This is a genomic window from Streptomyces sp. NPDC094034, assembly GCF_040303865.1.
GTDB lineage: Bacteria > Actinomycetota > Actinomycetes > Streptomycetales > Streptomycetaceae > Streptomyces.
The window spans coordinates 1-14,144 of record NZ_JBEOUD010000026.1 but is presented as its reverse complement, the minus strand read 5'-3'; the positions used below and the strand labels follow the sequence as shown (position 1 = coordinate 14,144).

Here is a 14,144-nt window from a genome sequence, read left to right as displayed (position 1 = left end):
GGGAAAGGGCCGCCGTCGGACATCGGGACCGCGCGGTCCGCGGTCGAGTGCTTCCGTCGGCCCGCCAATTCGCCGGGGCGCGCCAACGCGTCGGAGGCGGCGGCCCCCCGTACACTCCGGCCGGTCCCCGGGGCGCGTCGCCCGACAGGTCCTACGTGCTCCACGACGCCGCCCTCTCGCCGAGCATGACGCAGCTGAGGTTGGTCGGCGCGCTCGGTATCGCCGGCATCACGGAGGCGTCCACGACACGCAGTCCGCTGACCGTGTGCACGCGGAAGCGCTCGTCCACGACCGCCGCGCGGTTCGAGGGCGGGCCCATCGCGGCGGTCCCCGCCGGATGCCAGGACGGGCAGACGAACCGTGAGACGGAACGGCGCAGCATGGCGTCGTCCTCCACCGTCCGGTCGGTCCAGAGGAACACGCGCTCAAGCAGCGGCGCAAGGCGGCTGCCCCTGACCATCTCCCAGAGCGTCCGGGTGCCCGTCATCAGGCGTTCGACGTCCCAGGGGTCCGAGGCAAGCCGGAGCTCGATCACGGGATCGGCGTCCGGCTCCGCGCTCCGCAGGGTGACGGAGCCGCGGGAGCGCGGCGTCAGCAGCGACGCGTGCAGGGAGAACGCGGTCCGGCCCTTGAGTACCCCGCGCATCACGGGTACATCGAGGTCGGTGGCGTTGTTGACCAGGGTGAGATTGAGGTCGGGGGCGCCGCCCGTGCTCGACACCCGCGCCAGTACCTGGTGCATGGGCTCGCCGGATCGGGAGCCGGCCGGGGCGGGGAGCCCCCACAGGGCGACGATCGGATGCTCCATGAGGTTCGCGCCCACACCGGGCAGTTCGGCGACCGGGCGTATGCCCAGCCGCAGCAGTGCGTCGGCCGGGCCGATGCCCGAGCGCAGCAGGATCGTGGGGGTGCCGATGGCTCCGGCCGAGAGCGTCACGCGGTCGGCACCGATACGGACGAGCCGCCCGCCGCTCACGGCCTCCACACCGACGGCCCTGCCACGGTCGAACACGACCCGGGCGGCCGAGCAGTGCCCGGCCACCGTGAGGTTGGGCCGGTGCCGGGCAGGGGTGAGGTACGCGTCGGCCGTCGACACGCGCCGGCCGCCTGCCTCGTTGCGGGGAATGGGCCCCGCCCCCGTGGTGCAGTCGGCCGCGTTGAGGTCGGCCACTGTCGGCACGCCGTGGTCGCGGCAGGCGTGCAGGAAGCCGGCCGACAGCGGCCCGAACTCGTCCTCGGAGGGCCTGCGGATGGGCAGAGGCCCGTCACCACCGTGCTCGGGCCCTTTGATGTCGCCGTCGGACTCCAGCCGGACGAAGTACGGCAGCACGCTCTCCCACGACCAGGCGGGATTGCCCGCGGCCGCCCAGGCGTCGAAGTCGCCCGGCAGACCGCGCAGCGCGAGGGCGCCGTTCACCGCGGAGGAGCCCCCGACGGTCCTGCCCACCACATACGGGTAGCGCCGTCCGTTCTCCGACTCCCCCTGGATGTAGGCGGAGTGGTCCCAGTTGGCCCCCGACAACACGGGGTTGTCGGGCGAACCGGGTGGATCGCCCTGGTTGTCCGGCCCGGCCTCCAGGAGCAGGACGCGGCGGCCCGGGTCCTCGGACAGCCGTCCCGCGAGGGTGGCGCCCGCGGAGCCGGCCCCGACGATCACCTCGTCCCAGTGCCCCTCGACCGTCGCCGTGCGCTGTCCCGCTCCCCCCGCATCGGTTCCTGACATGCCGTCACCCCTCCGCTCGGCCGGTGAGCCGCTGGGCGAGTTCCGCGATCGTGGGGAAGTCGAAGAGCATCCCGAGGTCGTCCTCCGCGTCCTGTTCGAGACCGATCTCCTGGCGGATCGACGTCAGGACGCGTACCGCGTGCAGTGAGTCCCCGCCCAGCTCGAAGAAGTTGTCGTCGACGCCGAAGTCGTCCCGTTCGAGCACGTCGGCCCACATCCGCGTCAGCCGGTCCTCCAGCTCGTCGCGCGGGGCGGTCCGCTCCTTCGACGCCGGCTCGGTCCATGGGGCGGGCAGAGCAGCCCGGTCGACCTTGCCGTTGGCGCTGAGCGGCACCGTGTCGATGAAGAGGAGGTGGTGCGGAACCATGTACCCCGGCAGCAGTTCCTCGACGGCGGCGCGGACGCCCGCGGCGCGGTCGGTGCCGGTCGTACCGGCGGGCCGGGCGGCGCCGTCCTCGGCCACGAGATGCGCGACGAGCTGGCGTCCGCCGGTCGCCGGGTTGCTCTCCACTCCCACCAGGGCGTCGGCGACGCCGGGGGCGGAGCGCAGCGCAGCCTCGATCTCGCCGAGCTCCACGCGGTATCCGTTGATCTTCACCTGGAAGTCCGCGCGCCCGAGGAAGTCGATGTCCCCGCCCGGCAGATAGCGCCCGAGGTCGCCGGTGCGATACAGCCGTTCGCCGGTCAGCGGATGGACGACGAAGCGCTCCGCGGTCAGCTCGGGCGCTCCCCAGTAGCCCCGGGCCACGCCCACCCCGCCGATGCATATCTCCCCCGTGGTCCACACCGGGCAGGGTTCGAGGTGCTTGTCGAGCACGTGCAGCGTCTGGTTGGCGAGGGGCTTGCCGTACGGGATCCGCGTCCATTGCGGTGGCACGTCCCCGATCGGATGGTGCACGGACCAGATGGACGCCTCCGTGGCGCCTCCCAGGCTCACCACCTCCGCCCGGGGATGCCGTGCGCGGACGGCCGCGGGAAGGGTGACGGGGATCCAGTCGCCGCTCAGCAGGACGAGCCGGACGCTCGACTCGCCCCGGCCGTCCTTCCCTCCTGCGGCGGGGGCCTCGGTCCATGCACGCATCAGGGCGGGCACCGAGTTCCAGACCGTCACGCCGTGGCGCCGTACCAGTTCGTCCCAGTGCAGCGGATCGTGCCCGCGGCCGCGGGCCGGCACGACTACCGCGGCCCCGGCCCCGAGCGCGCCGAACACGTCGTAGACCGAGAGGTCGAAGCTCAGCGACGACAGGGCGAGCACCCGGTCGTCAGGACCCACCGCGAACCGCTCGTTCATGTCCTGGAGGGTGTTGGCGGCGGCCCGATGGTCGATCATCACGCCCTTCGGCTGTCCGGTCGACCCGGAGGTGAAGATCACATAGGCCAGGTCGTCCGGATGGACATCGACCTCAGGGGGCTCGGTGCCGGCAGCGCTCACCTCGGGATCCGCCGAGGTGACGAGGTGGACACCGGCCGGCCAGTCGAGCTCGTCGCGCGCCTCGGGGGCCGTCACCACGATCCGTGCCCCGCCGCGCTCCAGCAGCAGATGCCGCCGGGCGGTCGGCCACTGCGGGCTGACCGGCAGATACGCGGCGCCCGAGAGGGCGACCGCGAGCACGGCGACGATCTGGTCCACGCCCCGGTCGAGTACGACACCGATCAGCGTGTCCCGCGTGGCGCCCAGTTCGACCAGCCGGTGGGCCAGCCCCGCCGCGGCCGCCATGACCTCGCGGTAGCTGTGCTCGCCGTTCTCGTCGATCACCGCGGTCGCGTCGGGACACCCGCGGGCCCGGGACACCACGAGGTCGCCAAGGGTGCGGGCCGGGATGGGCGCGCCGGTGTCGTTGGCGGCGCGGCGCTCCGCGAGCTGCCACTCGGGCAGCGCGGGCGCTGTCGTCGGCTCCGTCCACGCGGCGGGGTCCGTGGCGAGCCGGTCCAGGGTGGCGCGGTAGGCGTCGAACATGTCGTCCAGGAGACCGGCGGGGAAGAGGGCCTCGACGGCGTCCCAGTTGAACAGCAGGTCGCCCCGCTCCTCGGTCACCTGATGGTCCAGCCACACCTGGGGGGTCTGGGTGATGCCGTACATCTCGTCCCCGAAGAACCGGATCCCCTCCGACGGGTCCTCGCCGCCGGTCCCCAGTACCAGCGCGCTGGTGAAGACGACCGGCATCGAGGCACCGGGCCCGCCGCCCGCGCGGCGGGACCGTTCGCGCAGCACCCGGACGCCGCTGAACTCGGGGTGTTCCAGATCCCGCATGAGCCGCAGCTGGAGCCGCCGCACCCGGGAGGCGAACGCCTCGCCCTGGCCGGCCGGCAGCGCGAGGAGGGTGACGGAGGTGAAGTCGCCGATGAGCTCGCCCATGCGCGGATGGGACTGCGGACGGTTGAACAGGGTCAGGTCCAGTGTGAAGTCGGGCTCGCTCGACCAGGTCCGCAGTACATCGGCGTAGGCGGTCATCAGCACGGCGGACGGGGTGACCCCGAACCGCCGGGCGGACTCCTTGACGGCTGTCCACCGCGCGGCCGGCAACCGTCCCCCGCGATGGCCGAACTCGGGCCGGCCGATCGTGCCGGGCTGCGCGGCAAGCGGCAGGGCGGGCGCCGGCGGCAGCTCGGGCAGCCGGTCGAGCCAGTATTTCTCCGCCGCCCGGTAGCGGGGGCCCTCCTGCGCCGCCGCCTCGGCCAGCACATGGTCGCGGTAGGAGAGGTCCAGCGGCTCCGGCGACCAGTCGGGGTCCTCGTAGAAGCGGCGCCAGTCCTGGAACAGCAGATACATGCTGTAGCCGTCGAGGATCAGGGTGTCGAGGCTGATGTGGAGGCGCAGACGATCGTCCCCGAGCCGGGAGGCACGGATGTCGAACAGCGGCCAGCGATCGGCGGGCAGGACCTGGTGGTCCATCTCGTCCCGGGTGCGCAGGATTTCCTGTTCCCGCTTCTCCGCCACCAGGCCGCGCAGATCGGCGACGGGAATCCGGTACGGGGGGACCTCCGGCAGCACGCGCTGCATGCCGTCGGGGCCGATGACCGCGCGGAGCATGTCGTGGCGGGCGATGACCGCCCGGAGACTGGTCTCCAGCCGGTCCTGGTCCAACCCGGCGCGTTCGAGTTCGAAGTAGATGTGGGTGGAGACACCGCCGAGTTCGACCGCGGACCCGCGACCGACCCAGTAGGCGTGCTGGATGTCGGTCAGCGGGAAGGGTTCGTGGCGGTCGGCGGGGCGGGGCACGACGGCGCCCTCTTCCGGGCCGGCCGACACATCCCTGAGCATCGCGACGAGATCGTCGCGCCGCTCGCGCAGTTCGTCCCGCAGTCGCGCGGTCAGCGCGCCGGCCGGGGCCACCACGTCCAGTCGGCCGTCGGTCAGACGCAGCTTGATGCCGCGCGTGCGCAATTCGCCGAGCAGTTCCTGAGTCACCGTCACCGTAGGTCCTCCTCCGTCTCGCGCCGCCGCGGTCACCGGGCCCGCCGCCCGCGGTAGGGCGTGCTGTCCAGGGCGTCGGCGACGATGTCCACGGACGCGCCGACGAGCAGTGTGTGGTGGGTTCCGGGAACGCTCAGACTGTTCACGGCACCGCTGGTGAGCGCGGACCAGCCCCAGTCGGGGGCCGCCGCGAAGGGGTGGCCGGCGAACTCGCCGACCTGGCCGTCGCGGGCCCGCAGCACCGTGATGTCGGCGGCGACCGGCGACGCGGTGTAGCGGTCGCAGCCCGCCACGACGGCCTTGAACACCGCGAAGGTGTCGGCGAGTTCATCACGGTCGAGTCCGGTGTCGGCCAGGCCCCGGTCACGGAGCGCGTCGAGCGCGCGGCCGAGTCGGACCGTCACCGGCGGCCCCTCGGGCCCGGGCAGTTCCGTGGCGCCGGGGGCGCCCGGGTCGAAGCCGATGTCGAGGTCTTCGAGGAACCAGAGCAGCAGTCGCGTCTCGTCGGCGTTCGCGCGCGGCGCCACCGGCGCGGGAGAGTCGATCACCGCCAGCCGCTCGACCCGCTCGCCGCGCGCCTCAAGCAGCCGGACCATCTCGGCCGCGATCACGGCACCCGAGGACCAGCCGCCGATCCGGTACGGGCCTCGCGGCCGGACGTCCGTCAGCGCCGCGACATAGAGAGCGGCCAGCTCGGGCACGCTGTCCACCGGCTCCTGGCCGGTGGCGGGGCCCGGTGCCTGGAACGCGAAGAACGGCCGGTCGCGTGCTTCGGCCAACGACCGGTAGCACAGCACGTTGCCGCCGGCCGGGTGGACGAAGAACCAGGGATTCCCGTCACCGTCGGACGACCGGAGCTGGACCAGCGAAGTCCAGTCGCTCTGCCGGGTGTCGAGCCAGTCGGCCAGTCCGGCGACGGTGGGCCGCTCAAGTAACGTGCCCAGCGGGACGCGGTGCCCCAGTCGGCGGGCGATCTGCCCGATGACCCGCAGCGCGGTGAAGGACTGGCCGCCCAGGTCGAAGAAGTCGTCGTGCACCCCGATCGGCTCGCGCGCCAGAACCGACTGCCAGATGTCCAGCAGGGTGCGCTCGGTGGCGGTCCCGGGTTCGGCGGGGAGGTGCCCGCCGTCGATGTCGGCCGGGCTCAGGGCTTCCAGGGCCGTACGGTCCAGTTTGCCGTTCGCGGTCAGTGGCAGGCGGTCGAGGACCGCGACATGACTGGGCACCATATAGCCGACCAGTCGCTCGGCGAGGGCGGCCCGTATGCCGGACGGGACCGGCGCGGGGCAGCCCTCCTTGGCGGTCACGAAGGCCGCCAGTTGTTTACCGGAGCGGGTGCCGCGTGCCACGACGGCCGCCTGCCCGATGTCCGGGAGGTCCAGCAGCGCGTGCTCGACCTCGCCCGGTTCGACGCGGAATCCCTGGATCTTCACCTGGAAGTCCATCCGGCCGAGGAACTCGATGTCTCCGCTGGGAAGAAGGCGCCCGAGGTCGCCGGTGCGGTACAGCCGTTCGCCGGTGACAGGGTGGGGCACGAAGGCGGACGCGGTCTTCTCGGCGTCCCCCAGATATCCGAGGGCGACGCCCTCGCCGCCGATGAAGAGCTGTCCCGTGACCTGCTCGGGGACGTCGCGGCCGAGTTCGTCGAGGATGTGCCAGCTCTGGTTGGCGAGCGGTTTCCCGTAGGGGATGCTCGTCCAGTCCGGGTCGGTCCGGTCGACGGGGTAGCAGATGGACCAGATCGATGCCTCGGTGGCGCCGCCGAGGCTGATCACCCGGGCGTTGGGCGCGATCGCGCGGATCCGGTCCGGGAGTCCGACCGGGATCCAGTCGCCGCTCAGCAGGACCGTGCGCAGTCCGGGGAACCGCAGTCCGGCTCCCTCGGCCTCCTCCACGAAGAGCTGCATGAGGGCGGGCACGGAGTTCCAGACCGTGACCCCCCGCTCCCGGACGGTACGGGTCCAGGCGGCGGGGTCGGGCCGGCCGGGTTCGGCGAGCACGAGCGCGGCGCCGGCGTCCAGGGCGCCGAAGATGTCGTAGACCGACAGGTCGAACCAGAGCGAGGAGATGCCGAAGAGCACATCGTCGGAGGTCACGCCGTAGCGGCGGTTGATCTCGGTGACGGTGTTGAGCGGCCCCCGGTGGTCGAGCATCGCTCCCTTGGGGCGGCCCGTGGAGCCCGACGTGTAGATGACGTAGGCGAGGTCGCCCGGCTGCCGGGTCGTCTCCGGCGAGGCCGCCGGGACGTGACCGGTCTCGCCCGCCTCCGGTGGGTCAACGGCCAGTACGGGCACGCCCGTGAGCGCGGTGAGCGTGTCCAGCCGGGCCCGGCTGGTGAGGACGGCGGCGGCACCGGTGTCCTGGAGCAGATAACGGAGCCGGTCCTGCGGCCAGTCGGGATCGACCGGCACATAGGCCGCGTCGGCGGTCAGAACGCCGAGCACCGACGCGATCTGCTCCCATCCCGGCGGCGCGGCGACGGCGACCAGGGCGCCGGGCACGACACCGGACTCGCCAAGCGCCCTGGCGATCCGCTCGGCGCATCCGGCGAGCGCGTCGTAGGTGAGGGTACGGTCGGCGGTCACCACGGCGGGGCGGCCCGGCTGCCGGGCCCGCTGCCGGGCGAGGGAGTCGTGCAGCAGTCCCGGGGGCACCGGCCCGGACGGCGCGTCGAGTGCGGCGCGCCGGGCGCGCTGCGCGTCCGGGAGCGGGTCGAAGGCCCGCTCCCGCCATGCCTCGTCGCTCTCGGCGAGCCGCATGACGATGTCGCGGTAGGCCTCCTGCATGGCGTCGACGAGCCCGGGCGGGAACATGTCCTCGATGACGTCCCAGATGACCCACAGACTGCCGTCCCGCAGATCCCAGAACTCGCAGTCGATGAGTGTCTGCGGGGTTTCCAGCAGGCTGTGCACGGGACGTTCGGCCGCTCCGACGAACAGCGCGCTGCCGACCGCGTACGGGCACACGGCCTTGCCCGGGGTGCGGCGGTGCTGGTTGAGCGCCTGGAGCACCTTCACACCGCTCCAGTAGATGTGCTCGACGTCGGAGAGGACCTGCGCCTGGAGGCGGCGGACCCGGTCCTCGAAGCCCTCCTCGTGCCGCCAGTCGACCTCCAGTGGGTAGAGGGAGGCGAAGTTGCCGAACACCTCGTTCATCCGCGGATGCAGCGGGAGCCGGTGGGTGATCATGTTGTTGAGCAGGAAGTGGCGCGAGCCGCTCCAGAACGCCAGGACCTCCGCGTGTACGCCGCACAGCACATTGGTCGTGGTGAGATTGCGGGCGGCGGCCTTCTCCTTGAGCGAGGCCCAGACGTCGGCGGGGAACAGCAGTTCCCGGCGTTCCAGCCGGGAGCGCCGTCGCGGGTCGGCGCCGGCCGCGAGCGGTATCTCCGGTGCGGCGGGCCAGCCGGCGATCCGGTCGGTCCAGTACTTCTTCGACGCCTGGCCGAGCGGGGACTCCTCCAGCTCGGCCAGGGCGAGCACGCAGTCCCGATAGCTGATCTCCAGTTCGGGCGGGGACTCCCCGGGGTTCTCGTAGCGCCGCAGCACGGCGCTGATGAACCGCAGGGTCGCCGGGGCGTCGCTGAAGAGGTTGTTGTTGTTGTAGTGGAGCTTGGCGGTGTCGTCCGGCAGCAGACTGAGCCGCATGTCCACCCAGGGCCAGCGGTCGTGCACGGGCTCGCGTCGCGTCATGGAGTCACGGACCCGCTCGATGTGCGCCTGTGCCCGCGCCGCGTCCAGGTGACGGACGTCGAACACCTCGATATGGGCGGGACCCGGGTCCCGGACCGTCTGGAGCCGCAGATCCTCCCGGACCACGACCAGATTCCGCCGCTGGAACTCCAGTTCCTGGTTGAGCGCCTTCTCCAGGCGCCCGGGGTCCGCCTCGGCGAGGTCGTACTCCATGTACTGGTGGGGCCGTACGTAGTACTCGAACCCCTCCCTGCCGCCCATGATGAACGACATCTGAAGGTCCGACGGGGCGAACGGCTCGTGGAGACGCCGCTCGTCCGGTGTCACGACGGGCAGCTCGGCCTCCTGCTCCCGGCGGGTCCTGGCGCCGTCGAGCCAGGCGATGAGCTCCTGCTTGAGCCGGCCGATCCGCTCCCGGAGATCGCCGGTGAGCCCTCCTTTGGGGGCGATCACCTCGATCCGGTCCCCCGGTGCGAGCCGCAGTCTGATGCCGGCCCGGGCGAGGTCGTCGAGGAGGGACGGGACCGATTGGGATCCGCTTTCAGGCACAGCGGTTTCTCCTTGTCCGCCAGTTGACGAGTCGTGGGGCAGTCGAGGGGGTGCCGGGGCGGTCACAGCGTCAGCACCTCGGTCTCCGCGCCGTCGTCCAGCACGTCGTCGTCGGTGGCGAGCACGCTCATGGTCGTCAGCTGCCGGCAGATCAGCCCGGCGATCTCCAGGGCCGTACCGCCTCCGAAGAGGTAGTCCGCCGGCACATCGGCGGAGAAGTCGGCGCGGAGCCGGTTGCGGAGCCGGATCGTGGTCAGTGAGTCGAAGCCCAGTTCGTTGAGGTGCTTGTAGTGGAAGGTGGGACGCAACGCGTCCCGCTCCTTCGCGGACATCCCGAGGAGCACGGCCACCAGGTCGAGCAGCCGGTCGAGGGCGATCCCGGGTGCCTCCTCGGGCCGGGTGAGGACCAGTTCGGCCAGGCCGGGCCCGCTGTCGGTCGCCGTCCCCGGGGCGGTCCCCGTGCCGCTGTCGGGCGCCGAGGACGGGCCGAGCGGCACGACATCGCCGAGCAGCGTGTCCGGAAGCCGGCGGCCACCGGCGGCCCCGTACCGCCGCCAGTCGACGGCGGCCAGCGCGATGTGCGCGGGACCGTCCGCGGACACGAGGTCGAGGGCACGCAGGGCCTCGTCGGCCGGCATGCCGTGGATGCCCGAGGCGGCGAACCGCTCCACGAGGCCCCCGTCGACCGCCATGCCCGTGTCCGCCCACGCTCCCCAGCCCACGCTGAGGGCGGGCAGCCCTTGGCGCCGACGGTGGCGGGCGAGCGCGTCCAGGAAGGTGTTCGCCATCAGATAGCCCGGCTGCCCGGGCAGGCCGATCAGCGCCCCCAGGGCCGAGTAGAGGACGAAGAAGTCGAGGTCGAGATCGTGTGTGAGGCGATGCAGATTCCAGGCCCCCTTGACCTTCGGATCCATCACCCGGCTGAGCTCCGACCAGTCGGCCCGCTCCAGGACGCCCTCGGCGTTGATCCCGGCCGCGTGCACCACCCCGCGCAGCGGCGGCAGTTCGCCCCGCGCGTACGCCAGGACACGCTCGACCCCGGCGGTGTCCGCCATGTCGACGGCCCGGAGTTCGACCCGGACCCCGCGCGCCCGCAGCGCCGCCACCTCGGGCGGGGTACCGGCGGGCAGCGTACGGCCGACGAGCAGCAGGCACTGCGCGCCCTTGCCCGCCAGGTGGCCGGCGGTGGCCAGACCGAGGCCGCCCAGACCGCCGGTGATCAGATAGGTGGCGTCGCCTCGGACCACCATCGGATCCTGTGCGCCGGCTCCTGGTGTCCCGCCGGTCGCCGTCGCGTCCTGTCCCTCCTCGCGCAGGCGGGCCTCGTACCACTGTCCGTCGCGCACCGCGAGATGACCCGAACCGCCGAGTGCCGACACCTGGTCGAGGATCTCCGCCGGGGCGGGCATCGGCGCCGCGGGGGCGAGATCGATCTGTACGCAGGTCAGGTCCGGGTACTCGGCGATGACCGACCGGGTGAGGGCGGTCAGGACGGACGGTGCGAGCTCGGGCGCCCGGCCGTCGGCTCCGGCGCCGTCGGCGCTCACGCCACCGGCAGCGGCGCCACCGACAGCCGCGCCGTCGCCGGGCGCCACCGCCGCGCCCGCCGAGCAGATGATGATCTCGGGGCGTCCGGCGGCGAAGGCCCGCAGGAAACCGGCGAGCAGTGTGCTGGTCCGATGGGCCAGCCGGTACGTGGCCTCGACGACCTCGTCGGCTCCCGCGTCGGTGGGCTCCGTGAGAAGGATCAGTCCGGCGAGGGGCTGTCCTGTGTCGCCGCGTACGGTGTCGAGCATGCCCCGCACGTCACTGTCCGAGACGGCGTCCACGTGCACGGCGCCGGAGTCCGCGCGCGGTGCGGTGGCGCCGGTGACCACGGCGGTGGCCGTGACACCGAGCGCGGCCAACCGGTCGCGCCAGGACACGGTCGCCCCGGGGTCGGTTCCGCACACGAGCCAACCGCCGGTCCGCGCGCGGGGGGCGGGCGCGGTCCCCGGCAGGTCGGGCCGGGGCCGCCAGGTCAGCGCGTAGCCGCGGGGAGTCGGGTTCGTCATCGCGCCGAGCGCGGAACGGGGCACCGCACGCAGGCGCAACCCCTCGACGGTCGCCAGGACTTCCCCGTCCTCCGAGGACACCTCCAGGTCCAGTGACACGTCACCGGGGTCCGCCGTCCCACGCCGGTGGGCCCGGCACTCGACCCGGGCCGGGAGCGGCCCGTAGACATCGATCCGGTCGACGGCGACGGGTACGCGCAGTGTGTCGTCGTCGGCGGTGAACGCCACCACCATCTGGAAGCAGGCGTCGAGTACGACCGGGTGCAGCAGATAGGTGTCCTGGTCCCGGGTGGCTTCGTCGGCGACGATCAGACCGTGCGCCCGGTCTCCGTCGACCCGGACCCGACGCAGCGCGCGATAGGCCGGCCCGTAATCCAGGCCGATTCTCCGGAAGGAGTCATACAGCCGCCCGATGGCGGGCTCGGTCATGTCCGCCTCCGGCCCGGGCCTGGCCGCGGGCGCCGGGCGGGGCCTGTCACCGGGCCCGGCGCTCGCCACGGTGGCGTGTTCGGTCCAGCCTCCGTCGGGTGTGGCCGGGGTCCCGTGCCCGGCCCGCCGGCTCAGACAACGCACCCGGTGTGTCCTCCCGGTCGCCTCGGCCAGGGCCTGCACGGTGAGCGGGCTCCCGTCGTCCGGGAACGGCAGGAACTCGTCGAAGGTCACGTCCCGCAGCGTCCAGGCGGCAGGCTCGGGACGGCCCATGGACCGTACGGCGGCCAGTGCCCATTCGACCATCGCGCTGCCGGGCAGCACGGACCGCCCCGCGACGCGGTGCTCACGGACGAACCAGGGCCGGTCGGCGGAGAGTTCCTGGGAGAACCAGCGGTCGCTGGTCACGGCCAGGTCGATGCCCGCGCCGAGCAGCGGATGGTCCGGGGATCCGCCCCGCCCGCCGGCCGGCCGGCGGACCGCGTCCTGGCCCTCCAGCCAGTAGCGGCTCCGCTGGAAGGGGTACGTGGGCAGCTCGACCGCGCCCCTCGCGGCGTCATGGCCGAGGCTGGGGCGAGCGACGGTGGTGTTGGCGACATGGGCCTCGGCGAGAGCCGTCGCGAGCGTGCGTGTCTCCGGCCTCTCCCGCCGGAGCACGGACGTCAGGGTCGGCGCGGGACCGGTGCCCGTGACGCAGTCCTCGACCAGAGCGGTGAGGGTGGCGTCGGGACCGAGTTCGAGGAAGGTGGTCACCCCCTCCTCGAACAGGCTGTTCACCCCGTCCATGAACCGGACGGGGTCCCGGAGTTGGCGGGTCCAGTAGTCGGGTGAGCACAGCTCGCCGGCGGCCCCGGGCCTGCCTGTCAGATTGGAGATGACGGGTATCTCCGGCGCGTTGAAGGAAATGGTCGCGGCCACGGCGCGGAACTCCTCCAGGACACCGTCCATCATCATGGAGTGGAAGGCGTGGCTCACCCGCAGCCGAGTGGTTCGCCGCCCCCGTGTCTCCCAGTAGGCGGCGACCTTCTCGACGGTCATGTCCTCCCCCGAGATCACCACGGACCGGGGTGAGTTGACCGCGGCGATGGTGGCACTGCCGTCGAACTCGCCGAGGCAGCCCCGCATCTCCGCCTCGCCGATGTCGATCGCGATCATGCCACCGGTATCGGGCGCGGCCTCCATGAGCCGGGCGCGGGCGGCGACAAGGGCGCACGCGTCGGCGAGTGTCAGAACTCCGGCGGCGTGCGCGGCGCTGATCTCCCCCACCGAGTGGCCGATGAGGAAGTCGGGAACGGGACCGAGGGACCGCACCAGCCGGTAGAGGGCGGTCTCCAGGGCGAACAGAGCGGGCTGGGCGTAGGCCGTGCGGTGAAGCAGCCGCGCCTCGTCGGATCCCGGCGAAGAGAACATCAGCTCTCGCAGGGGACGGTCGAGACGCGCGTCGAGCTGGTCGCAGACCTCATCCAAGGCTTCGGCGAAGACGGGGTAGGCGCGGTACAACTCGGCACCCATACCAGGGTGTTGCGCACCCTGTCCGGAGAACAGGAACGCAGTCCTGCCGCGCCCCGGGCCGGACTGGACCAGTTGCGGGGCCTCCTCGCCCCGGGCGAGTGCTTCGAGTCCGGTGAGGAGTTCCGTACGGTCCTCACCCACCACCACGGCCCGATGATCGAACAACGCACGCGTCCTCACCAACGACCAGCCCACATCCGCGGGCAACACCTCCGGCCGCTCCTCCAAAAACACCCGCAGACCAGCAGCCTGCGCCCGCAACGCCACATCCGACACAGCCGACAAACACCACACCACCGGACCAGCCGACACCGACACCGACGCCCCACCAGGAGACACCGACGCCGACTCTCCGCCGGCCGACACCGACACCGACGTCGAGGCCCCGCCGACAGACAGCGACACCGGGCCGGCAGACACCGGCTCCGACCGCGAAGGCGCCTCCTCCACAATCACATGCGCATTCGTCCCACTGATACCGAACGCCGACACCCCCGCACGCCGCCGCCCACCCGACACCGGCCACTCCACCAACTCCCCCGGCACCTCAACCCGCCCAGAACCCCAATCCACATGCTCCGACAACACACCCGCATACAACGACGCCGGCACCAAACCCGCCCGCATCCCCATCACCATCTTGATCACACCAGCCAACCCCGCCGCCGCCTGCGTATGACCAATATTCGACTTCAACGACCCCAACAACAAAGGACGCTCACGACCCCCACCATAAACAGCCAACAACGCACCCGCCTCAATCGGATCAC

General features: G+C 72.3%; 4 protein-coding genes and 1 pseudogene. All 5 read right to left on the bottom strand.

Annotated elements, in window-relative coordinates:
* Nucleotides 1-151 precede the first annotated feature (151 nt).
* Nucleotides 152-1,723 (bottom strand): GMC family oxidoreductase, encoded by a 1,572-nt coding sequence (locus tag ABTZ59_RS22395; protein ID WP_351410594.1) that lies wholly within the window; start codon nucleotides 1,721-1,723, stop codon nucleotides 152-154.
* A 4-nt stretch (nucleotides 1,724-1,727) separates the two neighbouring features.
* Nucleotides 1,728-5,138: a non-ribosomal peptide synthetase gene (locus ABTZ59_RS22390; protein WP_351410588.1), complete on the bottom strand. Its 3,411-nt coding sequence runs from the start codon at nucleotides 5,136-5,138 to the stop codon at nucleotides 1,728-1,730.
* A gap of 32 nt (nucleotides 5,139-5,170) precedes the next feature.
* Entirely contained in the window at nucleotides 5,171-9,379 is a 4,209-nt protein-coding gene (locus tag ABTZ59_RS22385) for a non-ribosomal peptide synthetase (RefSeq protein ID WP_351410579.1), read from the bottom strand.
* A gap of 62 nt (nucleotides 9,380-9,441) precedes the next feature.
* Entirely contained in the window at nucleotides 9,442-13,668 is a 4,227-nt protein-coding gene (locus ABTZ59_RS22380; protein WP_503003420.1) for an SDR family NAD(P)-dependent oxidoreductase, read from the bottom strand.
* 315 nt (nucleotides 13,669-13,983) lie between these two features.
* A pseudogene (locus tag ABTZ59_RS22375) lies at nucleotides 13,984-14,136 on the bottom strand (hypothetical protein); the annotation flags it as partial.
* Nucleotides 14,137-14,144: the final 8 nt, after the last annotated feature.